The 23,251-nt window shown below is 65.7% G+C and carries 27 protein-coding genes; 8 read left to right on the forward strand and 19 right to left on the reverse strand.

The genetic code is table 11. The features are described from left to right. Positions 1-11: 11 nt before the first annotated feature. Positions 12-875 (reverse strand): alpha/beta fold hydrolase, encoded by an 864-nt coding sequence (locus V6M39_RS05530; RefSeq protein WP_332642744.1) that lies wholly within the window; start codon positions 873-875, stop codon positions 12-14. A gap of 188 nt (positions 876-1,063) precedes the next feature. On the opposite strand from V6M39_RS05530, the gene V6M39_RS05535 reads away from it, so the two are divergent. Further along, positions 1,064-1,702: a PaaI family thioesterase gene (locus tag V6M39_RS05535; protein ID WP_332642745.1), complete on the forward strand. Its 639-nt coding sequence runs from the start codon at positions 1,064-1,066 to the stop codon at positions 1,700-1,702. Positions 1,703-1,741: 39 nt separating this feature from the next. Here the strand turns inward: V6M39_RS05535 and V6M39_RS05540 are convergent, their stop codons facing one another. Genes V6M39_RS05540 through V6M39_RS05555 form a run of 4 tightly spaced genes read right to left on the reverse strand, consistent with a single transcriptional unit; the run spans position 1,742 to position 4,417 of the window. Further along, positions 1,742-2,137: a hypothetical protein gene (locus tag V6M39_RS05540; protein ID WP_332642746.1), complete on the reverse strand. Its 396-nt coding sequence runs from the start codon at positions 2,135-2,137 to the stop codon at positions 1,742-1,744. Positions 2,138-2,146: 9 nt separating this feature from the next. Further along, a complete protein-coding gene (locus V6M39_RS05545; RefSeq protein ID WP_332642747.1) occupies positions 2,147-2,569 on the reverse strand; it encodes a DUF3592 domain-containing protein in 423 nt (140 codons plus the stop codon). Beyond that, the gene (locus tag V6M39_RS05550) at positions 2,562-3,818 is read right to left on the reverse strand and encodes a hypothetical protein (protein WP_332642748.1); all 1,257 of its coding nucleotides are present in this window, start codon (positions 3,816-3,818) and stop codon (positions 2,562-2,564) included. The genes V6M39_RS05545 and V6M39_RS05550 overlap by 8 nt, the downstream gene beginning before the upstream one ends. Continuing rightward, the gene (locus V6M39_RS05555) at positions 3,818-4,417 is read right to left on the reverse strand and encodes a hypothetical protein (protein WP_332642749.1); all 600 of its coding nucleotides are present in this window, start codon (positions 4,415-4,417) and stop codon (positions 3,818-3,820) included. The genes V6M39_RS05550 and V6M39_RS05555 overlap by 1 nt, the downstream gene beginning before the upstream one ends. A 137-nt stretch (positions 4,418-4,554) precedes the next feature. On the opposite strand from V6M39_RS05555, the gene V6M39_RS05560 reads away from it, so the two are divergent. Then, positions 4,555-4,881 (forward strand): DUF192 domain-containing protein, encoded by a 327-nt coding sequence (locus V6M39_RS05560; RefSeq protein ID WP_332642750.1) that lies wholly within the window; start codon positions 4,555-4,557, stop codon positions 4,879-4,881. Positions 4,882-4,886: 5 nt separating this feature from the next. On the opposite strand, the gene V6M39_RS05565 is transcribed toward V6M39_RS05560, so the two are convergent. The 11 genes from V6M39_RS05565 to V6M39_RS05615 all read right to left on the reverse strand — a co-directional run bounded on the left by V6M39_RS05565 (position 4,887) and on the right by V6M39_RS05615 (position 14,250). Beyond that, positions 4,887-5,516, reverse strand: coding sequence for a hypothetical protein (locus V6M39_RS05565; protein WP_332642751.1), 630 nt, complete (start codon positions 5,514-5,516; stop codon positions 4,887-4,889). Then, positions 5,516-5,728: a hypothetical protein gene (locus tag V6M39_RS05570; RefSeq protein WP_332642752.1), complete on the reverse strand. Its 213-nt coding sequence runs from the start codon at positions 5,726-5,728 to the stop codon at positions 5,516-5,518. The genes V6M39_RS05565 and V6M39_RS05570 overlap by 1 nt, the downstream gene beginning before the upstream one ends. 140 nt (positions 5,729-5,868) lie before the next feature. Further along, on the reverse strand, positions 5,869-6,519 hold the full coding sequence (locus V6M39_RS05575; protein WP_332642753.1) for a response regulator transcription factor: 651 nt from the start codon (positions 6,517-6,519) through the stop codon (positions 5,869-5,871). Beyond that, on the reverse strand, positions 6,516-7,655 hold the full coding sequence (locus V6M39_RS05580) for a sensor histidine kinase (protein WP_332642754.1): 1,140 nt from the start codon (positions 7,653-7,655) through the stop codon (positions 6,516-6,518). Before V6M39_RS05580 ends, V6M39_RS05575 begins: the two co-directional genes overlap by 4 nt. After that, positions 7,648-8,538 (reverse strand): type II secretion system F family protein, encoded by an 891-nt coding sequence (locus V6M39_RS05585; RefSeq protein WP_332642756.1) that lies wholly within the window; start codon positions 8,536-8,538, stop codon positions 7,648-7,650. Before V6M39_RS05585 ends, V6M39_RS05580 begins: the two co-directional genes overlap by 8 nt. Then, entirely contained in the window at positions 8,538-9,458 is a 921-nt protein-coding gene (locus V6M39_RS05590) for a type II secretion system F family protein (protein WP_332642758.1), read from the reverse strand. The genes V6M39_RS05585 and V6M39_RS05590 overlap by 1 nt, the downstream gene beginning before the upstream one ends. Before the next feature lie 2 nt (positions 9,459-9,460). After that, on the reverse strand, positions 9,461-10,807 hold the full coding sequence (locus tag V6M39_RS05595) for a CpaF family protein (protein ID WP_332642759.1): 1,347 nt from the start codon (positions 10,805-10,807) through the stop codon (positions 9,461-9,463). After that, entirely contained in the window at positions 10,804-11,154 is a 351-nt protein-coding gene (locus V6M39_RS05600) for a TadE/TadG family type IV pilus assembly protein (RefSeq protein WP_332642760.1), read from the reverse strand. Before V6M39_RS05600 ends, V6M39_RS05595 begins: the two co-directional genes overlap by 4 nt. Positions 11,155-11,156: 2 nt before the next feature. Next, a complete protein-coding gene (locus tag V6M39_RS05605; RefSeq protein WP_332642761.1) occupies positions 11,157-12,746 on the reverse strand; it encodes an AAA family ATPase in 1,590 nt (529 codons plus the stop codon). After that, positions 12,743-13,465, reverse strand: a complete 723-nt coding sequence (cpaB, locus tag V6M39_RS05610; protein ID WP_332642762.1) for a Flp pilus assembly protein CpaB — start codon at positions 13,463-13,465, stop codon at positions 12,743-12,745. The genes V6M39_RS05605 and cpaB overlap by 4 nt, the downstream gene beginning before the upstream one ends. Beyond that, complete coding sequence (locus V6M39_RS05615) at positions 13,462-14,250, reverse strand: hypothetical protein (protein WP_332642763.1); 789 nt, start codon at positions 14,248-14,250, stop codon at positions 13,462-13,464. Before V6M39_RS05615 ends, cpaB begins: the two co-directional genes overlap by 4 nt. 163 nt (positions 14,251-14,413) lie before the next feature. On the opposite strand from V6M39_RS05615, the gene V6M39_RS05620 reads away from it, so the two are divergent. The 4 genes from V6M39_RS05620 (at position 14,414) to V6M39_RS05635 (ending at position 20,330) form a co-directional block, all read left to right on the forward strand. After that, complete coding sequence (locus V6M39_RS05620; protein ID WP_332642764.1) at positions 14,414-16,222, forward strand: vWA domain-containing protein; 1,809 nt, start codon at positions 14,414-14,416, stop codon at positions 16,220-16,222. Positions 16,223-16,372: 150 nt separating this feature from the next. Next, positions 16,373-16,780, forward strand: a complete 408-nt coding sequence (locus V6M39_RS05625; RefSeq protein ID WP_332642766.1) for an Hsp20/alpha crystallin family protein — start codon at positions 16,373-16,375, stop codon at positions 16,778-16,780. Positions 16,781-17,035: 255 nt separating this feature from the next. Next, positions 17,036-17,719, forward strand: a complete 684-nt coding sequence (locus V6M39_RS05630) for a response regulator transcription factor (RefSeq protein ID WP_332642767.1) — start codon at positions 17,036-17,038, stop codon at positions 17,717-17,719. Between the two features lie 79 nt (positions 17,720-17,798). Beyond that, the gene (locus V6M39_RS05635) at positions 17,799-20,330 is read left to right on the forward strand and encodes a DUF4153 domain-containing protein (protein ID WP_332642768.1); all 2,532 of its coding nucleotides are present in this window, start codon (positions 17,799-17,801) and stop codon (positions 20,328-20,330) included. On the opposite strand, the gene V6M39_RS05640 is transcribed toward V6M39_RS05635, so the two are convergent. Then, positions 20,315-20,785, reverse strand: coding sequence for a heme-degrading domain-containing protein (locus V6M39_RS05640; RefSeq protein WP_332642769.1), 471 nt, complete (start codon positions 20,783-20,785; stop codon positions 20,315-20,317). The genes V6M39_RS05635 and V6M39_RS05640 overlap by 16 nt on opposite strands. Next, positions 20,782-21,489, reverse strand: coding sequence for a GAF and ANTAR domain-containing protein (locus V6M39_RS05645; RefSeq protein WP_332642770.1), 708 nt, complete (start codon positions 21,487-21,489; stop codon positions 20,782-20,784). Before V6M39_RS05645 ends, V6M39_RS05640 begins: the two co-directional genes overlap by 4 nt. Before the next feature lie 193 nt (positions 21,490-21,682). Here V6M39_RS05645 and V6M39_RS05650 point away from each other — a divergent pair, with 193 nt between their 5' ends. Both V6M39_RS05650 and V6M39_RS05655 read left to right on the forward strand, forming a co-directional pair. Next, positions 21,683-21,991: a hypothetical protein gene (locus V6M39_RS05650; RefSeq protein ID WP_332642771.1), complete on the forward strand. Its 309-nt coding sequence runs from the start codon at positions 21,683-21,685 to the stop codon at positions 21,989-21,991. Beyond that, the gene (locus tag V6M39_RS05655; RefSeq protein WP_332642772.1) at positions 21,988-22,680 is read left to right on the forward strand and encodes a GAF and ANTAR domain-containing protein; all 693 of its coding nucleotides are present in this window, start codon (positions 21,988-21,990) and stop codon (positions 22,678-22,680) included. The genes V6M39_RS05650 and V6M39_RS05655 overlap by 4 nt, the downstream gene beginning before the upstream one ends. A 3-nt stretch (positions 22,681-22,683) precedes the next feature. Here V6M39_RS05655 and V6M39_RS05660 read toward each other — a convergent pair. Further along, positions 22,684-23,251: isochorismatase family protein (locus V6M39_RS05660; protein ID WP_332642773.1), on the reverse strand; the 568-nt coding region annotated here is incomplete at its 5' end.

The raw sequence follows: 23,251 nt of genomic DNA on the forward strand, positions 1-23,251 counted from the left end.
TTGGGGGTCGCTCAGAGGGCGATGAAGCGGGCGATGTGGTCAGCGAGCTCGGGTGCGCAGTCTTCCTGGAGGAAGTGCTTGCCTGGCAGCCGGATGATCTCTTGAACACCTGTGGCGAGGCGGACCGCTTCGCCATGCTTCGCGATGGTGAGCGCGGGGTCGCGATCTCCCCAGATCACCTGGATTGGGAACGGGGCACTTCCGAGGACGCCGACGTAAAGGTCGCGCTTCTCACGGGTGAGCTCAAACCCGCGCATGATCTTGAGGAACGCTGTCCCACCATCTTCGCGTTTGAGTAGGTCGACCCAGGCGTCGAGCTCCGCACGCGTGACTGCCGTGGTGTTGGCGATGCCCTGCAGGCGCATGAGCGCCCGAAACATCGGCTTGCTGAGGAGTTTCAGGTACGCCGGACCGACACCGCGGACCGCGAACGGCTGCATGGTCCACGGACGCCTGAAGGTGTCGACCTCGACCAGCGTGTTGAGAATCGTCAGCGACGCGACTCGCTGCGGGATCCTGGACGCGAGCTCGAAGCCGATCGGCCCCCCGATGTCGTGAACCACGAGATGGAATCGGTCCAGCCCGAGCGAGTCGACAGCGGCGAGCGCGAACTCGCCGAGGCCGCTCCAGGTGTAGTTGAAGGCGTCAGGTCGCTCGGCGAGTCCCAGCCCGGGCAGGTCGAACGCGATCCCGCGGAGCCCGCGTTCGGCGAGCTCAGGGACAAGCTTGCGGTACAGGAAAGCCGATGCGGGTACGCCGTGCATGCAGACGACGGGTTCTCCGGAGCCGGCATCGAGTGCGAAGCTACGAACCCCGGCCGCTGAGAACGCACGCCCGGCCCGCTCGTGCTGTGCGATCACCTCTTGACTGTCCACGTTTGGACCTCCTCCGGCGCTCGGGAATGGTTGATCCCTCCTCCCAGACGGTAGCCCTCGGCCACTGAATCGGTGGGGACGGAGGGGGCATTCATACCGATCGGGATTTCGTAGTTCAGCCGAACTCCGACCTGCGGATGCGTCAGGTGACGCCTGTCGTCGCGGGTGGAACGTGTTCTACTTGTGCGATGACGATGGCAGTAGTTCGTGAGGATCTCGATCCCGCTGAGGTCGAGGCTGAGCGCGCACTTTTCGAACCCTTGACCACAGCAGTGCGAGAACTCGTGGATGCGACCATCCGTACCCTGGTCCCGCGCGACGAGATTCTCAGCGTGACTGAGCAGTTGAACGGACTCGCACAGCGCCTGCGTGCCCGTGAATTGCCCGGCGGCTTCGGGGTCCGCTTCACCGGCGCTGGCGCGATCCGCAACCACGGGAACGCGGTCGTGGGATTGCGCAACGCGTTTGCTCCACCGCTCCAGGTCGAGACGTCGCGTGAGGAGCGCTCCGCCTGGTCTGAATTCGTTCTCGGTGCACCGTATGAGGGGCCGCCGGGTCTGGTCCACGGAGGTGTGGTCTCGTTGCTGTTCGACCAGGTTCTTGGCGAGGCGGCAATCGCAGCTGGCGTGCCCGGCATGACCGCGAATCTCGCAGTGGCCTATCTGCGGGGAACCCCACTTGGGGCGCTGCGGATTGAGGCGAGAGTCGACAGGGTCGAAGGGCGCAAGGTGACGGTGACCGGCGAACTGTCCGACGGCGACGGTGTCACCGCGACCGCTGAAGGGCTGTTCATCCTGCCCCGCACTGCGGCCGCCTGGAAGACCTGACCTGTTCTTTCGAGAGCCGGGCTCGTGTGGGTCCTGAGTTCAGGACGTACGGGCCAAGCGGTCGCGAGACGACGAGAGCAGTGCCACCACGCCGATCGCCAGGCCGACCCACAGGATCAGGTCGATCATCGCCGCCGCGACGCCGGAGTCGCTGAACAGTTGGCCGATGCCGCCGTTGCCCGACCAGTTGGCGAAGTCGAGGAACCACCCGAGCGAGAGACCAGCGACAAGTGACTCGGAGCGATCCGTCGGCCGTAGGCGAAGCGTCCAGATCAGCCCGGTGATGCCGATTGCCACGGCGACCAGGATGCCGCGAGTGATGACACCGGGGGTCACCGCGATCTGGTTGCTGGCGACGACACCGCCGACGATTGCTGCGATCAGTCCGAGGAAGGCGACGGTGACAGCGGATCCGAGAACGACAAATGGCCTCATGAATGCCTTTCAGTTCATGCGAGCAGCGCCGAGCAGGAGGAACCCGCCGACGACCGTCCCGAGGATGAGTGCGATGAACCCCAGCGTCCAGAAGATCCGGCCGCTCTGGGCATAGGTGTTGATGATGGCGCGTGACGGGTTGGACGGGTCGTACAGAACTGAGACCGTACGCCCCGGCGACGGGCCGAACGACTGCTTCATCGACGAGGTCCGCTGATGGGTGGTTCCGTCCGCGTCCTGCCATTGGAATGTTGGATAGATCGCCGGCATTCCGCCGTTGGCGAGACCTGTACGGCGGTCGACCACGACGCCGGTCGTGGCGACCCAGCCGCGCATCATCCGCCCCCGGATCCACGCGACTGCGAAGAACACGAGGGCGACGATGCCGGAGATCCCGAAGAACGACAGGCCGACCTTGGCGAGGTCAGACATCGCAGTCCGGCCTGTCGGAGAAGCCTTCGCCATCCCAGTACTCGGCATCGGTGAGGTCCTTGGTGGTGTTGCCACCCTCGATACCTCCGCCGTACTCGCCGAGCAGCTTGCCGTCGAGAGTCCCTCCATACTGGTTCTCGTTCACCTCGTAGGTGTTCTTGGCGTACGAGCCGCTTCGCTTGGCCTCATCGCTGACATCGAAGAACGCGAGCGGGTTGATCAGTGCATCGTCGAACAGCTCACGGGTGCGATCGTCGGTGACGGGCACGTGGAAGACGTGCTCTGTGACGACGCGAGTGTCGTCCTCGTCGTATGTGCTCTCGTCGGCGTAGGTGGCCGTCGTCATGGTGAGGCCAGTCGGCTCCCAGTTCTTGTCGTAGTGCGCCTCGTAGACGAACTCCGCGCCTGCTGCTGGGTCCTCAGAAGGGCCCCAGATGCCGCCCATCGAGATCGAGGCGTCCGCCTCACCCTTGATGTAGACCGTGTAGCCATCCGGCGTCGTCTTGAACCCCGCGTAGCCCTCGGCAGCGACGTTGCCCTGTCCTTGGAACAGCACGTTCGACACTGCGGCTTCTGCACTCACCTCGCCGCCAGCCTCGATGAATTCCTCGTCGGGCGTCGGTGGCTCGCCGGTGACGTTCTTGACGACACCGCTGATCAGACCACCGACGATTGGCGTGCTGCCCACTGTCGTGTCGACGACTTCTTCCTTGAGGCTGTCCTCGATGATCTGGTTGGCTTCGGACTCCGAATCGGCATACCAGGTGGCGCCTTGGTGTGCGGCGAGCAGCGCATCTGCCGAGATGTTCCCGACGATGCCGTACTTCTTGCCGTCGATCGTGACGCTGGCGTCGAAGCCGGGACCGAAGCCGATGCCGATGGAGTCTTCACGGATGCGGGTCACTCGGAACGTGCCGTCGGACAGCTCCTCGGTGATGTAGACCCAGCCCTTCTTGACCGTGACGACGACCGACAGCTGGCCGGAGATGTTGCTGGTGTCGCCATCGACCATGCACGGACTGGTCGGGATGCGGTCCTCGGCCGAGCGCGGCGGGTTGGGCGGCGTGCACTCTCCACCGCCGGCGGCCTGCACGACTTTGCAGACCTGGTAGGAGATCGACTCACCGATCTGTGGGTTGGCGACAGCGACCGTCGTGAGCAGGGCCAGGATGATGGCGACGGCGGTGATGATCGCACCGAGGTGCTCAAGACTTCCCTGGCCTCGTTCGTCGTGGCGTCGGGTCGTCATCACGCGTCCGCCGTCATCAGCTTGATGGTGCCGAGCAGCTGCGCGCCGAGATCGTCGGCATCGCCCTTCTTGGTGAACACGAGCACTTGCACCTGGGTGCCGTCGTCGAGGTCCGCGACGAAGGTGGTGCTGACGTAGGTCTGCTCGTTGCCTGAGTCGAGACCGGCCACGATCTCGTTCGAGAACGTCCAGGCGTCCTTCGCGGTCGGCCAGACAATCTGCTCGGTGTCGGGCTTGCCGCCCTGCATCGTGGCCATGGCGTTGACGGCCAGTGCCTCAGCAGCAGTTTCGGCGTCGTGGTCGGGCTTGGTGATCTCGCGGACCTCCATACCGGCTGAGGACTGACCGTCGACCGGCGCAGTGCGCCAGGCGGTGACCGTCGTGCCCTTCTCAGGAGACGTCGATGCGTCCTTGGTCCACTCTGGTGGGGCAGCAAGGCTGAGCAGGTCGAGTGTGCTGGTGTCCCAGCCGCTCGGAGCGGAGGCCGGCTGCAACTCCTGGTCGTCCGGTATGCCCTCGCTTCCGCCGCATGCGGTGAGCAGGACGAGGGGGACCACGAGCGCGACGAGGAGTCGGCGAGGGTGCTGGCGGAGCTTCATGGGACATCCTGGCGGTGAGATGGAGTGTGAGTGCTGTGGTGCTCGTCGAACGTAGGGCGCCCGGGTTGCTGGACGCTTGGGCCTGAAGACCCATTTCGGGGCCCGAACCGTCGGGCGCCATGTCCTAGCATCGGCATGTGGGGGTTCTCGTGGTGTCCGGTCGCCCGGTGGGCGACGTCGAGGTGGCAGACACCTATCAGTCGCGGCGCAAAGGTCTGCTGGGGCGAGACGGGATCGACGGGGCGATCTGGCTGCGACCGTGCCGCCATGTGCACACGATGGGCATGCGGTTCACGATCGACGTCGCGCTGATCGACCGCCATGGGCGAGTGCTGCACGTGCAGACAATGCCTCCGAGACGGTTCTCCGCCGTCAAGCTCCGCTGCCACTCGGTGTTGGAGGCTGAGGCAGGCGTGCTCGAACGGTGGGGCGTACGTCCCGGGGTTCAGCTCACCGCCGAGTGATTGCGTCATCGAGTCAGTCGGGCGTGCGATCCGCCCAGCAGTGCATCGACGAAGGCGGCCCATCCCAGCGACAGGTCGAGGTCACCCCCGATGATCGTGAAGGCCGGCATGCCGTTGCAGCGGAGCTTGGAGTCCGGGGGAGTGTCTTCCTCTTCGTTTTCATCGTCGTCCGGCGGGGGCGTCTCTTCTTCATCGTCCTCGATCGAGCATGACGGAAGCCTCAGCTTCGCGGAGGCGCTCGACTCGTATTCGGTCCCGTCGACGGTGCGGCGTACACGTGCGTCGACCTGCCAGTCGTTGGAAGCTGACGGACCGTTGTAGGCGATGAGGGTGGCGCCGTTCTCGTCGGCGTACGCTGCGGCGCGGTCGGCGCCATTGAGGCTGGCAAGGCCGGCCCAGGAGCCATTCCATGAACCGAGCCCTTTGAGGTTGTCGGCGATGCCACCCACCACGGCGTCGGCTCCGGCAAGCGCGGCAGCGTCGGCTGCCGACTGGGTCTTGGCCTGCTGTGAGGATGCCCCGGCGAGGGGCAGCGCCCACAGGAGAAGCACCATCAGACCGACAGTGACGCCAGACACCACCAGGAGGAGAGCGGCGGCGCCGCTCTCCCCTCGGTGGTGGAATCGAGAAGTCATCAGCCGCCGGCGTTGATGACGTTCTGGACCTGGTCGCCGATGGCCTCGCCGATACCGAGGTTTCCGACGGCGTCGATCGTTGCGAGGATGATGACGACGGCGACGATGATGGCACCGAGGTACTCGATGGTGCCCTGTCCGCGCTCGTCTTCCTTGGGCGTGTGGACCATGGCCAGTGTCATGGCCAGGAGCTTGGTGGCGATGTTCTGCATGATGTTCTCCTTGTGGTTTGGCTGAAGCTGTGGCGCCGGGCTTGTTGTCTGGTGCCTGTCGGCGTTGCCCGACTCCTTGAAGGTAGGAGGCCCGGGTCGCGGGTTGCATGGGCCCGCGGGCCTAGTCAGGGCCTGACTTTTCAGGTCGTGTTCTGGGACCCCGTCGCTCCCAGCCACAGGCTGATCGCCTCGGCGCGGGTGACCACGCCGAGCTTCGGGAAGATGTTGTTGATGTGGTTCTTGACCGTCTTCTCGGCCAGGAAGCATGCCTTGGCGATGTCGCGGTTGCTCAGTCCCTTGGCCACCAGAGCCATGATCTCGCCCTCCCGCGAGGTCAGACCCCAGGTCCCGTGGTCGACGGCAGGCGCGCTTGCCGCTGTGCCGGAGAGCAGTGCGAGGGAGGCCGCAGGACCGAGGACGGACGACCCACTCGCTGCGGTGACGACGGCAGCCACGATCTCGTCGGGCTGGTGCGCCCCGTGCACGAGATAGCCCTTCGCACCGGAAGCGATTGTGCTGCGGATCGTGTCGAGGTCATCGGTGTAGGTCAGCATCACGACGCTGGTCGTGGGGGCCATCTGGGCTGCGGCGCCGACCCCGTCGAGGCCCGGCATGCGTACGTCGCACAGCACGACATCGGGCGACAGCTGGCTGTTCATGCGTACGCCGTCGTCACCGTTGTCAGCCTCGCCGACGACCGTGATCGTGTCGTGGGCGTCGAGGAGGTTGCGTAGCCCGAGCCGCACGACGGGGTTGTCGTCGATGATCAGCACGCGAATCGGCTCGGTCATGGTTGCTCCGATGGTGTGAGAGGGAGTTCGACGGTGATCTGGGTGCCGCTGCCGGGGGAGCTGACGATCTCGCACGTCGCGCCAACCGCCTCGGCTCGTTCGCGGATGCCGACGAGACCGAAGTGGTCACGAGGGGTCTGGCTCGGGTCGAAGCCGACTCCGTTGTCGTTGACGCTGACCTGGAGCGAGCCGTCCGTCTCGGCCACCGTGACCTCGACCTGGGTGGCTCGGCTGTGACGGCGTACGTTCTCGAGCGACTCGGCGATGATCTCGACCAGCTCTCGCTTGGCCTCCGCGCCGAGGGTGGCCGGGTCGGTGAGGCTCAGCGTGGTGCGGACCCCGCCCATGGACAGGTCCTCCGCCATCACGCGCACCTGCTCTGACACAGATGTCGCGGATGGATCAGCGCGCAGGTCAACCAGGATCGCTCGAGCGTCGCGCGAGGCCGATTCGGCCGCATGCTGCAGCTCTCGTGCTCGCTCACCGAGCTCCTCCGGCTTGTTCGCGGCCCACATCGGCAGGGACGCTGCGGCGAGACCGATCCCGTGAAGGGACTTGGCGACCGAGTCGTGCATCTCGCGGGCCAGCCTTGATCGTTCGCGCTCGCGTGCGGCGTCCTCAGAGGAGCGCCGGGCGTGGGCCTGGTCGATCATCGCCGCGTCGTGGATCGTGCGGGTGAGTGAGGCGAGAGCGCAGATCGTGATGTACGAGACGGGTGCCAGCGTGATCGTCATCAACGAGGGAGCGTCGACCTGGGCGACCGTCGTCAGCACGTACAGGCCGACCAGGATCGTCAAGATCAGGACGATGTAGCGCCGACGAAGCAGGATCCCGATGAGCACGGCCGTGCTCATCGAGTAGAGGACGATCGGGCTCTGCGTGCCGATCGAGGCGCCGATGAGCCCCGCAACGAGCACGTCGACGACGATCAGGAACGGGTGCGCCGCCACCGAGGCGGTGAGTCGATCGGTTGCATACAGCCCGAGGGCGCTCGTGGCGGTGATGAACAGCACGGCAAGGTAGCCGACCAGTGAGGTCGCGACGGCATCTGGATCGAGCAGCACGAACAGCAGGGACGTCAGGCGAATGACGAACGCGTAGCGAACGACCTGGGTCACCAATGTGCCGTCAACCATTGAGCAGGCTTCCGAAGTCGATGTCGGAGCCGAGGAACATCCCGACGCCGATAAGCATCAGCGTGGGCGGCACGAGGATGACCGACACGACGAGCGTGACCCGCGGATTCATGCGCGCTGCGCGCTGTCGTGCGGCCTGCGCTGCCTCGCGACGACTGTCGCGGGCGATGCTCGTGAGGGTCTCGCCGAGAGGTGCGCCGAGCTCCTCAGCCTGCAGCAGCGCCGAGACGAATGACGACATCGCGTCGGTCTCACACCGGTCGCGGAGCTGGGTGAACGCCTGCCGGCGGGGGACGCCGACGTCGAGCTGGTGGAGCGTCAGCGTCAGCTCGTCGCGCAGGGCCCCGGTGAAGCGGGAGCTCACCCGTTCGAGCGCTGACCTGAACCCGATGCCGGCGCCCACCGTGACTGCGAGGACGTCGAGGAAGTCTGGAAGATCGGTGTCGATCTGCTCCTGACGACGGCGGCGGGCTCCGGCAAGGCGCGAGAACGGCATGACGCATCCGGCCACGACCATCAGCAGGGCGTAGACGACCTTGCCGAGCAGCAGCATCCAGATGCCGGCCCCGCCGAGGACCACGATGTACTTCACGAGCAGCTGGAGGAACGTGTCGACCGTCATGCCGTCGGGGCGACCCGCGAGGTCGATGCGGCGCCGCAGGTTGGCGATCGCCCGAGGGCCGAGGATCACTGCCAGCTGTGGAGCCGTACGGCGGGCGATGCGCTCGAGGATGCCGACCCGACGCTTGCGCTTGGCCTCATCGCGGAGCAGGGCGATGTCAGCGACGTCCCACCCCTCCAGTGCGTCGGCACGAGCCATGCGCAGACCGAAGACGAAGACGGCGAAGGTGGCGAGGACCGCGACGCCGAACAGCAGAGCCATCACGCCTCCACCCGGGTCATCTTGCGGACGATCCAGATGCCTCCGGCGTAGATGGCCGCGGAGGCGATCAGCGTTGCCTGTCCGACCGGGTTGCGCAGCATGGCATCGACCGTGCCGGCGTTGAGGCTCTCCAGGAGCAGCAGGGCGACGAGTCCGAAGCTGAGCACGGCGTAGGCCGTGGCAACCGTCTGGGCGTACGTCGTGCGGATCTCGCGGCGCACCTCCTTGCGCGTGTCGAGCGCCTCGGCGATGTCTCGCAGGGCGGTCACCAGTGCGCCGCCGGAGCGGGAGCTCACGACAAGCGAGCTGACCAGGATGGCCAGCTCGCGCGAAGGCAGCCGCTGTTCCATGTTGGCCATCGCTCGCTCGAGCGGGACGCCAATGTTGATCTGGCCCGTCACGGTGCGCAGCTCGCTGCGGGCGGGCTCCTCGAGCTCCTCGGCTGCCATGGCAAGGGCGGTTCGGATCGAGAGGCCCGCCGAGGAGGCGTTCGAAAGCACCCGGGCCAGCTCCGGCATCTGAGCGATGAAGTCTTCCTTGCGCTTCTCACGCAAGGTACGCACCCGGTTGCGGACGAGCAGGGCGCCGACCCAGAAGCCGACCGGAAGAAGCAGCCAGGAGAAGAGGAAGCCGATCACGACACCAATGGCCAGACAGAACGCTATGACCAGCAGCGCGAAGGTGCTGGGGCGAATCGACCACCCGAGGAGGCTGATGGTCGACTGCACGCCGTCGCCCCATCGAGAGTTGACCACGAAGCGATCGAGCCTGGTCCGGGTCAGGTCGCGGTCGTCGACGTTGCGATCGCCCTGCACGGCTCGCACGTAGAGGCTCTGCTCGCCGAGGTTGACCCAGAACTGATAGAGCGCGAGCAGAGCGAGGGTCAGCGTGGCGAACGCGGCGAAAAGGGTCAGGGTCATGTTCAGACCCTGTTGTCGTCGGACTGCGGTGGGGTGACGGGTTGGCCGGCGAGCTCCAGTCGACGGACGAAGTGCGCCGGCAGCGTGTGTGTCACGTGGCGACCGCGCACGATGCGGTCAGCACCGATGGGCTCGGCTTCGAACGTGGTGATGCGTTCGAACTCGTACTCGGCGCGCCCCTTGGATGAGACCAGGGCGACGTCCGTGACACGTCGAGATCCGTCGGGACCGCGTTCGAGCTGCACGATCAGGTCGATCGCGTTGTTGACCTGCTCCCGCACTGCGGCGAACGGAAGGTCGAGGTCGCTCATGCTGGCCAATGTCTCGGCCCGGCTCAACGCTTCTTCGGGGCTGTTGGCGTGGATCGTGGTGAGGGATCCCTCGTGGCCGGTGTTCATCGCCGACAACATGTCCATGGTCTCGCCGCCGCGGACCTCTCCGACGACGATGCGATCGGGACGCATGCGGAGGCTGTTGCGGACCAGGTCACGGATCGACACCAGGCCCTTGCCCTCGACGTTGGCGGGTCGTGACTCGAGTCGGATGACGTGGGTCTGCTGCAGAGACAGCTCGGCGGCATCCTCGATCGTGACGATGCGCTCACGCTCGGGGATGTAGGACGACAGCGAGTTGAGCAGGGTCGTCTTGCCCGAGCCGGTGCCGCCCGAGACGATGATGTTGAGCTTGGCCCGCACGGCGGCAGCGAGGATGTGCGCCGTCTGGGAGTTGAGAGTGCCTGCGCTGACGAGCTGTTCCATCGTGAACGGGCGCGGGAACTTGCGGATCGTGACAACGGGTCCGTCAAGTGCCAACGGTGGAAGGATGACATTGACGCGTTCGCCCGTACGCAGGCGAGCGTCGACCATGGGGCTTGACTCGTCGACGCGACGATTGACGGTCGAGACGATGCGGTCGATCGTCTGGAGCAGCTGCTCGGTGCTGACGAAGCGTTCCTTTGCCTGCTCGATGCGGCCGAGGCGCTCGACGTAGATCTGGTCGGGACCGTTGACCATGATCTCGGTGATCGCATCGTCGGCGAGGAGCGGCTCGAGGACGCCGAGCCCGAGCGCCTCGGCGACGACCCGTCGGATCAGGCCGGTGCGTTCGCGGCTCGACAGCAGCGGACCGTGCGAGGCAACCAGGTGGGTCATGACCCGCTCGAGGCGCGCCCGGCGCTGCGGCAGCTCGAGCTTCGAGAGCTCGGGCAGGTCGATCTCGCTCAGCAACCGTTCGCGGAAGTCCGCGACCAGGGCGTCGTCGGTCTCCTCCGCTACGGCGGAGAGCTCAGCATTCGGCTCCCCGTCGGTGGTGCGGATCGAGGTGGCGGAGAAGGTTGCGCGCTCTTTCATGGCATCACGGTCCGGCGGGTGATGTCGAGATCGGTGAACGGGATGATGTTGGGGATCTCGAACCTCGCGGTGACCCCGTGGCCTGGTCCGTGGAGGGACACGTCCTCGGCATCGGCTCGCAGCCAGGACGGAACGGTGTCGTTGATGACTGCGCGCACCTCGCCGGGGGACATGCCCGGTTCCTGCGACCAGGCACGCGCTGCGTTGCGCACGCCGGTCTGTGCCGATGTCGTGGCGTAGAGCGCCAGGGCGGTCTGGGCAAGGATCAGCAGGACCAGCACGACGAGAGGGGTGATGCCGATGATCTCGATCGTGGAGGTTCCGTCCTCGCGGTTGCGTCTGCGCATCATCACTCCGACTCGTCGAGGATCGGTGCCGATGAGCTGATCGTGACGCCGGTTGCCATGCCCGGCACGAGGATGGGGAGGTGTCCGCGTACGACGACGGTGTTCGTTTCGAGGTCGACGTCGATCAGATCGCGGAACCACGGTGCAACGGACTCCTTGGCTTCGGCGGAGACCTCGGCGGCGCTACGGCCCAGAGACGCCTCGCGGCCCGCTGTGTTCGCGGCATGGCTGGTGTAGGCAGCGGTGACGCCCCACAGGCCGACCTGCCACAACAGCAGGATGAACAGGCCGATCGGCACGAGCGCGCCGATGAACTCGATGGTCGACTGGCCGGCTTCGTTCACCGGCTCGGCGGCCTCGGTCGACTTGGCGGACCTGGTCTTGCGGCGTCGCAGGCTCGAACGCGTCGGCTGCTTGGTGGATGCGGCCTTGCCGTCGGGAACGGTGTTGAGCGTGCCGGCGAGGCCCTGGATCAGGGACCACCATGTGGGGGACCGGATCTCACTTGGGTTCTGGAGGTTGAGTCCGCGTTGCAGGACCTTCATCGATTCAGGCAGCACGGTGCCGAGCGGATCCTTGGGAAGGAGGCGCGAGGCGGTGTCGTGCTGGATGTCGCTGTCACGGCTCGCGCGGTTGACCAGGATCTTGACCGCGTCGAGCTCGCGTGCACCGATGCGCCGCCAGGACTCGACAGCGCGGTGAGCCCCGCGCAGGGCGAGGAGGTCAGGTGTAGTGACCAGGATGACGTCGTCGGCGGTCTCGACCGCGGCCGCGGTGGCCGGGTTGATGGAGGAACCGCAGTCGGCGATCACGAGATCGAAGTGTCGGCGCAGTGCGGCCAGCAGAAGCAGCGTCTCGCGCTCGCTGACCTCGCCGATGTCCTCGACCCGGCTCGGCGCAAGGACTGCCGCGAGACCGGAGGGGCTGCGATGCACTGCGGACTCAACGGTCTGCGCTGAGAGGTCGTCGGCAACTTTCGCGAGGTCGGAGATGTCGAGCCGGTGCTCGATGCCGAGGAAGTCGCCGACGTCGCCACCATCGAGATCGAGGTCGACGACGCACACGCTGCGGCCGGGCACGCGGGTCACGGCGTCGTGGCCGAGGTGTACGGCGATGGTCGTGGTGCCGACGCCACCTTTGGAGCCGGCCACGGCGATCATGCGCCCACGAGCACCGAGCTCGTCGTCTCCGCCACCGGAGGACAGGTGACGGCGCATTTGGCGCACCCACTCGGCTGCGGCGGGCAGGCGCTGCTGGAGGTCGTCGTGTGACGTGGGGTACTGGAGCACGCCTCGGGCGCCGGCGTCCATGGCGGCGGTGAAGACCTCGGGCGAGAACCTGTCCGTGAGGACGATGGCAGCGATGTCAGGGTGCCGTGCCTGCATGTCCCGGACGGCCTGGGGAGTGGGCAGCGGACCGACGGACTCGTGGATCAGGACAATGTCTGGCTGGCGGTCGAGGATCGTGTCGTGCAGGCGCGTGGTCGTGTCGACCACGTCGACGACGATGAAGTCGTCGACCTCGTCCACCTGCGATCGCAGCTCCATGCCGGTGGTCTGGTCTGGAGCGACGATGACGACGGGCACGCTCATGAGCCGTCCTCCAGCTCGTCGAGGTCGCCACGGCGGACCAGCTCAGGCTCCCCCGAGCGGTTCTTGCTCGAGACGCCCGGCGGAAGGCCGACGAGGCGGACCGAGGCGGCGAAGGCATCGGCGTAGGTGACGGCAAGTGCGGCTTTGGGCTGCAACGCAAGGGTGACCGGCACGATCTGCTCTTCCGCGAAGGAGTCGCCGCTCTTGGCGGTCTCCGTCTCTATGCCGCGGACCGACACCACGCGGACGTTGCGGACGAGCACCTGCGAAGTGCCGTTGTTGCCGTCCTCGTTGGTGAAGACTGCGTACACGTCGACGAAGTCGCCGGTCTGCACTCGCCCCGCGATGCCGGTCTTGGCGTCGACGGTCAGCGCAATCTCACGTTCGTCCTCGTTCAGCGAGGAGCGAGGAAGGAGCATGTCGTCGCTCAGGTAGGTGCCCTCGCCGACGTTGAACGCCACCCGCTCACCGATGAGCGACTCGATGTCGGTCGTCGCGCTGGTGGACGCCCACCGCTTGGGAATCTCGACGGCTTCGATGTCGTCCTCCTCGATCACCGAGTAGGCCGGAATCTCTGACTTGGCCTGGTAGGTCTTGACCAAGGGCGAGACCTTGGCGTTGACCGATCCGACCCAGCTGATCGAGATGAAGAAGAGCGCAATGGCGCAGATGCCGGCAAGCATCATCAGGATGGCGCCTCGCCGCTGTCGGGGATTCACTGAGGTACTCCTTGGAACGTGCGGGTGGTCATGTGGCAATAGGGACAGCTCGCCCGGGCATGCTGGGCACCACATGCGTTGCACTCAACGGAATGGCGGGCTCGGGCCGTTGCGTGGTCGCCGAAGTCTTCGGGGATCGCGACGAACTCGACGGCGTTGCTCGTGCCATAGGTGTCGACGAGATCGCGTACGGGAGAGATGGCGCTCGCCGAGCTCGAGCCAAGAGTGGTGCGTACGGCTTCTACGACCCACGAGTCTGAAGGTGAGTGCAGGAGTGCGGTCCCCGGACGCGGAGACGACACCGTCAGCGGCGCTTTGGATGCGAGCCGCACCGTCGGGGTCGGTACTTGTTCGGCCAGGAAGGCAGCACCCGGCGCCCACGAGCGCAAGTGCTGCCACATCGAGGGATTGGGTTGGGTCAGCTGCGACAGCTTGGTCAGCCAGGTCGCGGACCAGGCGCGATTGCGCAGGTCGTCAAGGGTCGCGTGCAGCCAGGCAGCGTTGCCGCCGCTGTCATCGGCCAGGGACGAGATCACCGCGAGGGCAAGAGGATTGCCGGCCAGCGGTTCGACGGCCGTACGCAGGCCGGGCACCCGGATCTTGGCTCTGGAGGCGATCGCGTGGAGGTCGTCGGTGTCATCGACAGAGCCCGTCAGGACGACGCGCTGATCCAGCTGGTGGATGTCGGTGATCGCCGACTCGACTGCGTCGGCATGACGAATGTCGGCCACGGACAGGTTGCCGTGGACGCCGGACACGCCCAACGAGGAACCCAGACGGGTCACCAACAGAACACGACTACTAATACTTCCCCCTAGTTCGATCCTGATGACCGATCAACGCCCCCGGCGCTGAGTGTCATCAGACGTGTGTGAACTGCCTGCGAATGTACCCCAGTCGAATGTCGGCGAATAACGCGGCAGAAGGTGGTGTGCCAGACTGCATTTCATGTTCGGGGGAAAACGAGCCATCATCGCGCTGCCGCTTGCCATCGCCGTCCTGGTGGGCGGTTCGACTCTCGTGTCGGCAGCGGAGGAATCCGTGATCGGCCAGGGCGGTGGATCCGTCATCCTGGTGCTCGACGGGTCGGGCTCGATGAAGGAGCCGTCCGGTGACGGCCGCACTCGCATGGAGGCTGCCAAGGAAGGCCTCACTCGGGTCATCGAGGCGCTGCCTGACGATTCGAAGGTCGGCCTGCGGGTCTACGGCTCCGAGATCGCGGACGGTGCCGGTTCATGCAAGGACAGCACCCGCCTCGTACCCGTCGACGACGTCGACAAGGCGGCACTCACCGCTGGCGTCAAGAAGCTCAAGCCTCTCGGCAACACGCCCATCGCCTACTCCCTGAAGCAGGCTGTCGATGACCTTCCGGACGAGGGACCACGCAGCATCGTGCTCGTCTCCGACGGCGAGGAGAACTGCGGAGGCGATCCGTGCAAGGTCGCTCGTGACCTGCGCAAGAAGGGCACTGACTTCTACGTCGACGTCGTGGGCCTGCAGGTCGACCGGGCCTCTCGCGACCAGCTGACGTGCATCGCCTCGGCCGGCGGCGGCACCTACTACGACGTGCAGGACATCGCTCGTCTCGACTCGACCCTTGAGCGGGCCTCTGTGAGAGCTGCCCGAGGCTACGTCGAGAACGGCCTGGCGGTCGAGGGCGGCACCAGTGCCTCCGACGCAGCCGAGATCGAGGACGGGCAGTGGCTCGACACGATCGGCGACAGCGACGCCGAGCACTACTCGATCCCCGACGCCGGCAAGGGAACGCTCCACGTCAGCGTTTCGACCCGCACGACTTCTGACGACCTGACCGCATCGGAACGGCTCAACATCTCGGTCGCGTCGGCCGACGGCACGTCCTGCGGCGACGCCCGCGCGTCGGTCGTGGGCGTCGGCAACACCAAAGCGCCCTACGCCGCCTACATCGCGGTCACACCCGAGCTGAAGGCTGAGTGCGGCGATGGCCCGTACGTGCTCTCCGTCGAGCCGCCTGAGGTCGAAGGCGTCAAGCCGCTGGAGCTGCTCGTACGCACCGAGCCCGAGGTCGTCAACGAGTCGGATCTGCCTCCGGCCGCTTCCGACGACGACTACTCCGACGTCACCGTGCCGCCAGCGACCGGCACACCCACGCCCGTCCTCGGATCCGTGAGTTTCACCGGCGCACCGCTGCTGAAGCCGGGTGTCTACTCCGACTCGATCGTCGCGGGCGAGACCTTGCTCTACCGGGTCCAGGGCGTCGGGTGGGGTCAGCAGGCCGTGTGTGACGTGACGCTGGGCAAGGCTGAGAGCTCCCTGTCCAGTCGCAACGTACGCGCGACCCAGGCACGCGTCTACGGACCGTTCCGTACCGAGGTCACCGAGATCACGGGCGACGATGACGACGGCGTCTATGAGGGCGACGAGCTCACGCTGCATGTCGCGAGCCCGCAGTTGGTCTACGCCAACCGCACAGCCAGTGACAAGGCGCTCCAGGGATCAGCGACCGTGGGTGACGTCTATTGCGGCATCAGCGTGCGAGCCACTTCGGAGCAGAACAACGCTGAGCTCGGTGACGTACCGGTGACTCTCAACGTTGGCGTGGCAGGCGAGGTCGCGGGAGCTCCCGAGTACGCGTCACCACCCAAGGAGACGGCCAACGAGAAGGCTGACGACAGCGGCGACGGAGGGCTGTCGACCGGCCTGATCGTCGGGCTCGCCATTGCTCTTCTGGTGTTGATCGCTCTGGCGGTCGCGCTGCTGCGTCGACGCCGCTCCTGACCTCAGCCCGTGGTGGGTGAAACCACTCAGGTTTCAGTATTTTTTAAGATTTCTGGGCTTGAAATCGGACCGTGGTCGGATCTATAACTTTGCCGTGAAATTGAGTCAGCCGGACTCAATATCGTGAAAGGAGATCTGACCATGAACGCTATGACCTTTGACCCTTTCGGCGACATCGACCGCCTTCGGGATGCCTTCCGTACAGGTGCCCGAGCCGTGCCGGTCGATCTGGTTCGTGAGGGAGACAGGTATCTCCTGAATGCCGACCTGCCCGGTGTTGACCCGGGATCGATCGACATCGACCTGGATGGCAACCTGCTGACGATCCGTGCGGAGCGCACCCACGCAACGCATGAGCATGCGAAGTGGATCGTCCAAGAACGCCGTGGCGGCAGCTACTACCGCCAGTTCACGCTCGGTGACGGCATCGACAGAGAGTCGATCTCGGCGAGCTACGAGAACGGTGTGCTCTCCCTGATGATCCCGATCAGCGAGAAGGCGAAGCCTCGCAAGATCCAGGTGTCCGCCTCCGAAGTACGGGAGTCGATCACCGCCTAGGCACACCTCGTTTAGGCGGCCCGTTCGCGGGTATCTCAGTAGTGCTGAACGAACGTACTGATTGCGACAGTGACGAGTCGTTCGGCTTGGTCCGACAGGGCGCGAGGCGGACCACCGGCTTACGCAGACGTGTTGGTCCGCCCGCTTCCTCGGGCCTGACTCAGGCTCGGGCCGTGGCGTACTGCTGGCGGATCTGCACAGAACCTTCACACGTCGTCCCCGATTCCCGACCGGTTGGACTCCTACGCTGAAGGAATGAGCCCCACGCGTCGGATCCTGCTGGTCGAGGATGAGCCGATCATCAATGCGGCCGTCACCGATCGGCTTGTGGCCGAGGGCTACGACGTCGTTCGCGCCTACGACGGTCCGGGCGCTGTCGAGGCGTTTGCCGCCAGCAATCCAGACCTCGTCCTGCTCGACGTGATGCTTCCTGGCTTTGACGGACATGAGGTGTGTCGTCGCATCCAGGCCGTACGACCCGTACCCGTCCTGATGCTCACGGCCCGGGACGACGAAGCGGACATCCTGGTTGGTCTCGCGGTCGGCGCTGACGACTACCTCACGAAGCCGTTCCGTATGCGTGAGCTCGTTGCCCGAGTGGCGGCACTGCTTCGCCGGGTCGATCGGGCTGCGGAGCTTGCTGTGCGTGGAGCCACCGACCTGGGTGACGTGCGGGTTGACGCGGCCGCCCGGCGAGTGTGGGTGGGCGAGGGCGAGGTCCACCTGACGCCGACCGAGTTCGATCTCCTGCTCTGTCTGGCCATGAACCCGGGCGTCGTCCTCACTCGCGAGCGGCTGCTCGACGAGGTGTGGGGGTGGGCGGATGCGTCCGGCACTCGTACTGTCGACAGCCACATCAAGGCGCTGCGCGCCAAGATCGGGGCCGACCGCGTCCGTACGGTGCATGGCGTCGGCTACTCGTTCGAGGTCAGCGCATGAGCGAGCTTGCGAGCGAATCACTTGCGCAGGGATCATGCCGGAGCCTCCGTACCGTGCCCTTCTCTACGGGGGTGGAGGCATGAGTGTGCGGCCGCTCGATCTGGTGCGCTCGGTCAAGGTCAAGCTTGGGCTGCTGGTTGCTGCCAGTGTCATCGTCGCCATCACAGTCGCGAGCATCGGATCTGCTGGCGGGGTCCCCGTACTCCTGAGCGTTCCGATCACGATCGTTCTCGCGCTGGCCGTCACACAGCTCCTGGCGGTGGGCATGACCTCGCCGTTGCGCGAGATGACGCACGCCGCCAGCCGTATGTCGACGGGCGATCACTCCGTACGTGTCACCGCTTCATCGCGTGACGAGGTCGGCGAGCTGGCTCGGGCGTTCAACCGGATGGCCGAGGACCTCGCCGAGGTCGACAGGCACCGGCGCGAGCTGGTCGCCAATGTCAGCCACGAGCTGCGTACACCGTTGGCCGCGTTGTCTGCCGTGCTCGAGAACCTCGCCGACGGTGTGACCGAGCCTGACCCTGAGACGCTGCGCGCGGCCCTCGCTCAGGGCGAGCGCATGACCGCGCTGGTCACCGACCTGCTCGACCTCTCGCGAGTCGACGCTGGCAAGACGCCGCTGGCGTACGAGGACGTCGATGTCACGGCGTTGCTCGAGGCCGCAGCTGCGGAGAGTCGCGTCGGCGGACGCGACGTCGCCTACGAAGTCGAAGTCACCCCGGCCGGCCTCGTCGTACGAGGCGATGCCGCTCGGCTTCGCCAGCTCGTCGCCAACCTTCTCGACAACGCGTCGCGGCACAGCCCGCCGGCCGGGACTGTGACGATCAGCGCCGGGGTCACCGATGATCTCTGGCACCTCGATGTGACCGACGAAGGTCCAGGCGTCGCCCCGGCCGATCGTGAGCGAGCCTTCGAACGATTCGGCACGCTCAGCGACATCGATGGCGGCGGCGGCACGGGCCTCGGCCTGGCCATCGCGCGCTGGGTCACCGACCTGCACGGCGGAACCATCCGCTTCACCGAACCCGACAAGCGGGGCGCCCACGTACGGGCAGACCTGCCGCTTGCGCCGACACCAGTCGCACCCAAGGAGATACCCATGACTCAGACCACGACACCAACGGTGACCGCACCGCCGCCACCTCCGCCGACCCTGACCGACGGGACGTTCGGGGACCTGTGGCCCGACCGGGCTGTCCCGGCCAACGTCCCGGTGCTGCTCGGCGCCCTCGGCGTCGGCGTGCTCGCCGGCACCGTGCTGCCGTTCCATGACCTTGGCCTGGCAATGTTCCTCGTACTGATGGCCGCCGGGGGAGTCCTGTTCACTGCGAGCCGCAAGCGTCGGGATCGGTTCACGATGGCTTGCGCCGCGCTCTGCGTCGCGCTCTCGTCGATCACCGTCATTCGGGATGCCGAGTGGATCGCCGTGCTCTGCATGTTGGCCGGCGCTGGTTTGTGTGCGATCGGGCTGGTCGGAGGCAGCAGCTTTCGCGCATTCGTGATCAGCGTGATTGCCTGGCCGCTGTCCGGTCTGCGCGGTATGCCATGGCTCGGGCGTACGGTGCGTGCCATCTCGGGACGCGGCAACAAGCTCGCGCTCGTCCGTACGATCGTCCTTTCGGTTATCGCGATCACGGTGTTCGCTCTTCTCTTCTCGTCGGCGGACGCGCTGTTCGCCGAGTGGGTCGGCGCACTGGTACCCGATGTCGGTTCTGATGACTTCGCTCTCCGGGTGTTCGTGGCCATCGCCATTGGTGGGGTTGTGCTCGCCGGCGCGTATCTCGCCCTCAACCCGCCGGAAGCCGATCATGCAAACTCGGTCGCGCAACCCGTTGCGAACCGGTTCGAGTGGCTGGCACCCGTCCTCGTGGTCGATGCCGTGTTCGCGGTGTTCCTCGTTGCTCAGGCAGCAGTGATCTTCGGAGGTGACGACTACCTCCAGCGCACGACCGGTCTGACCCATGCCGAGTACGTCCACCAAGGCTTCGGCCAGCTCACCGTCGCCACGGCGCTGACCCTGCTTGTCGTCTGGGCTGCATCGCGGAAGGCTCCACGCGAGACCGCCGAAGACCGGATGTGGATCCGCATCTCACTCGGGGTCCTGTGCGCGCTGACCCTGGTCGTCGTCGCCTCGGCGCTCTACCGGATGGACGTCTACCAGGACGCATACGGATTCACGGCGCTACGCGTACTCGTCGATGTCTTCGAGGGCTGGCTGGGTGTCCTGGTCATCGCGACGATGGTCGGCGGCGTCGCCCTGAAGGCTTCCTGGTTACCTCGGTTCGGGCTGTTCAGCGGCGTCGGCTTGTTGCTTGCTCTTGCGCTCGTCAACCCTGAAGCATGGGTCGCCAAGCAGAACATCGAACGGTTCGAAGCGACCGGAAAGATCGACTGGGTCTACCTGCAGACTCTCTCCGACGATGCGCTTCCGACCCTGGCCGGGCTTCCGGACGACCAGGTCCTGTGCGCCCTCCTGTCCGGCCATGGCAAGAGCGACAACGACTGGCTGGAGTGGAACATCGGTCGAGCTCGAGCCAACTCAGTGTTCGACAAGGAATCGGCCGGCTGGTCGTTCGTGAACGATTGCCCGGGTCAGACGGTCGACTGACCGAGGATCGATTCGAGGGTCTCGACAACCAGCTTGTGGTCCTCGAGCTGAGGAAGCCCTGACACCGCAATCGTTCCTACGCAACCGGTGCCCCGGATCAGTATCGGGAACGCGCCGCCGTGTGCCGCGTACGTCGCGGTGTCCAGGCGCGAATCGGTGTCGAACGACCCGCCTCTGACGCGGAACGTCTCACCGACGCGGAGCGACGATTGCCCGTAGCGGTCGACCACGGCGCTCTTGCGAGCGAGCCAGCCATCGTTGTCGGCCGATGCTCCGGGCAACGCTGCGTGGAACAGCTCCTGACCGTAGCGGCGGATCGAGATCGCGATCGGCAGTCCTGCCGCGAGACCCGCCTCGCGCAGCGCGACCCCGACAGTCCACGCAGTGTGTTCATCGAAGGCGTCGAACACGAGTCGTCGTTCTTGGTCTTCCAGCTCATCGATCAGCCCGGTCATGGGTAGGAGTCTCCGTTGTCTGGGTTCTTGGTTCTCTGGTGGTCAATGACGTCGTGCGCAATGTCGCTGAGCTTGACGTTCTCCTGTTGGGAACGGCGGCGAAGGTACTCAAATGCTTGCTCCGCACCGATCCCGTAGCGACCCATGAGGATTCCTTGTGCCTGTCCGATGAACGTCCGCGCGTCGATGGCGATGGACAACCCCTGCTGGGTGAAGGCCGATGAGAGCGCGATCGATGCATGTCGCGCGAAGTTCTGGGCAATGGCGATGTCCTTGGGGCCGAATGCATCAACCGCTTCCGCGTACAGGTTGAGCGCTCCGAGATTCCGGTTCTTCGATTCGAGTCGGATGCTCAGCGCACTTCGTATGCCGAGCTCGGTCACTGCAGGGCACCATCGTGGCCACCGCACGTCAGTGGATGTGTCGTGGCAGATGTAGGTCGGCTCCTTGTGGATTGAGTCCACGCAGGGTCCCTCGTTCAGAGTCACCTGGAGTTGATGGATCTCAGTGACTCGGGCAGAGGTGGCCGCGGAGGTTGTCCAGCGGTTGCGTGCCATCGCATAGAGGATGCCGCACTCATCGGCGGCCGTGGTCAGGCACGCGTACTCAGCGATGAGCTCAGCCGTTGACGACATCGTGAGTTCGGCGTCGAGCTCGAGGGCGATGCGCGACAGGAAGTCGGCTTCGTCCATCGTGTCGCTCACCTCCTGGCTGGTTGCGTACTGACTCCTTCTGCAAGAGTCGCACGGTCTGGCAATCCGTCCCAACGCACGGTTCGCGAAATGGGCGTAGTCTCAAGGAGTTCGTGGAGCAACGACTTCGAACGATGCGCACGTCGAACCAACGGCGACCCAACTCGGTATTGCGCAAGGCATTCCAGCCTCAGGCGGAACGCTGATGTTTTTCAACACTCCCAATCGGTCCCTTCGGCAGATGTCGAGCGCGGGTGTCTCGCCCTTCTCGCTCGAGGTGTTCCGGGTTTCCGATGACGCCACTCAGCAAGTCGTTCTTGTCGCGCTCCGTCGCTTTCGACGACGCGGGGCAAGGGCGCTCGGCACGCGTTGGCAGTCCGAGACGTTCGTGGTGGTCGACTGCAGGACCGAAGGTGACTCGGCGAGCGTGAGACGAGTTGTGCTGGGCCTCGACCCGAACGCGACGATCACCTTCTCGAGCGGCCAGCGCGATCAGATGGGGCTGGCGCTGTGAGGGATGAGTATGAATGGGAGCGGCTCTCCGAAACCGTACGAGCAATGGGTGCGGCCACCAGCCTGACGACGACGCTGCAATCTGCCGTGGACGGTGCTCTGCAGATCATCGAGCCGGCTGAACACGCAGGAGTCTCGCTCGTCTACGAGAACACTCGGATCGACACTCCGGCCGCGACCGATCTCGTGGCGCGGCGCGGCGACGAGCTGCAGTACGAGCTGGGGGAAGGACCATGCCTCCAGTCCATCCGCGAGCAGGAGACGGTGTGGAGTGGCGACCTGACAGTCGAACGGCGATGGCCCCGCTGGTCGCACCGCGCGAGCGACGAGCTCGGCGTCCGAAGCATGCTGTGCTTCCAGTTGTTCGTCACGCACGACACATTGGGCGCACTGAATCTCTACTCGAGCCAACTCAATGCGTTTGAGTCGGAACACCGCACGACTGGGCTCGGGCTGGCCGCCCACGTCGCTGTGGCTTTGAGCTCGGCGCAGGATGCTGCCGTTCAAGAGAGCGCTGTGCTCGGCGCGTCAGTGATCGGGCAGGCTCAGGGCATTTTGATGCAGCGGTACGAGTTGTTGCCATCGCAGGCATACCTCGTCCTGGCCCGAGCAGCTCAGAGAGACGACAGCACACTGCTGCAGGTCGCCGAGAAGCTGGTCGAGGGTTCAGTGCAACCGCAGACTCTCTGAGGTTCAGCCGAAAGAGACGTCCTTGGTCTCCGTCACGGCAGCCTTGCGACCGGGAGCTTCTTGAAACTGCCAATAGAGATTGGTGTGCGCGATGACCTCGGCGGGAACGGGTGCGCCCCACTTGCTCGAGTCGTCTGTCGTGTGGGCGTCTCCGACCAGAGTCACGTCGTAGCCGCGGGTGAACGCGCCGTGGATCGTCGAGCGGACGCAGGCGTCGGTTTGTGCCCCAGCGACGACGAGGTGCCCGACTCCGGCCCCGGCGAGCACATCTTCGAGGTCAGTGCCCTCGAACGAGTCGCCAAAGGACTTGTGGACCACGGGTTCGGTGTCGCCGATCGTGAGCTCGGGGACGTACTCCCACTCGGGAGTCCCCATGGGCATGTCCTCGTCGGAATGCTGCACCCAGACGACTGGCACGTCTTCCGAGCGGGCCTTGTCGACCTGCGAATTGATGTTGCCGACCACCCCATCGCGGTCATGCGCCTCGGCGACGACGCCGACCTGGAAGTCGATCACGACCAGTGCTGTGTTGGGTCGGTCTTGCAGCGTGCTCACGAACGGGCTCCCTCGA

This window comes from Aeromicrobium sp., assembly GCF_036675695.1.
In the GTDB taxonomy this organism is placed as follows: domain Bacteria; phylum Actinomycetota; class Actinomycetes; order Propionibacteriales; family Nocardioidaceae; genus Aeromicrobium.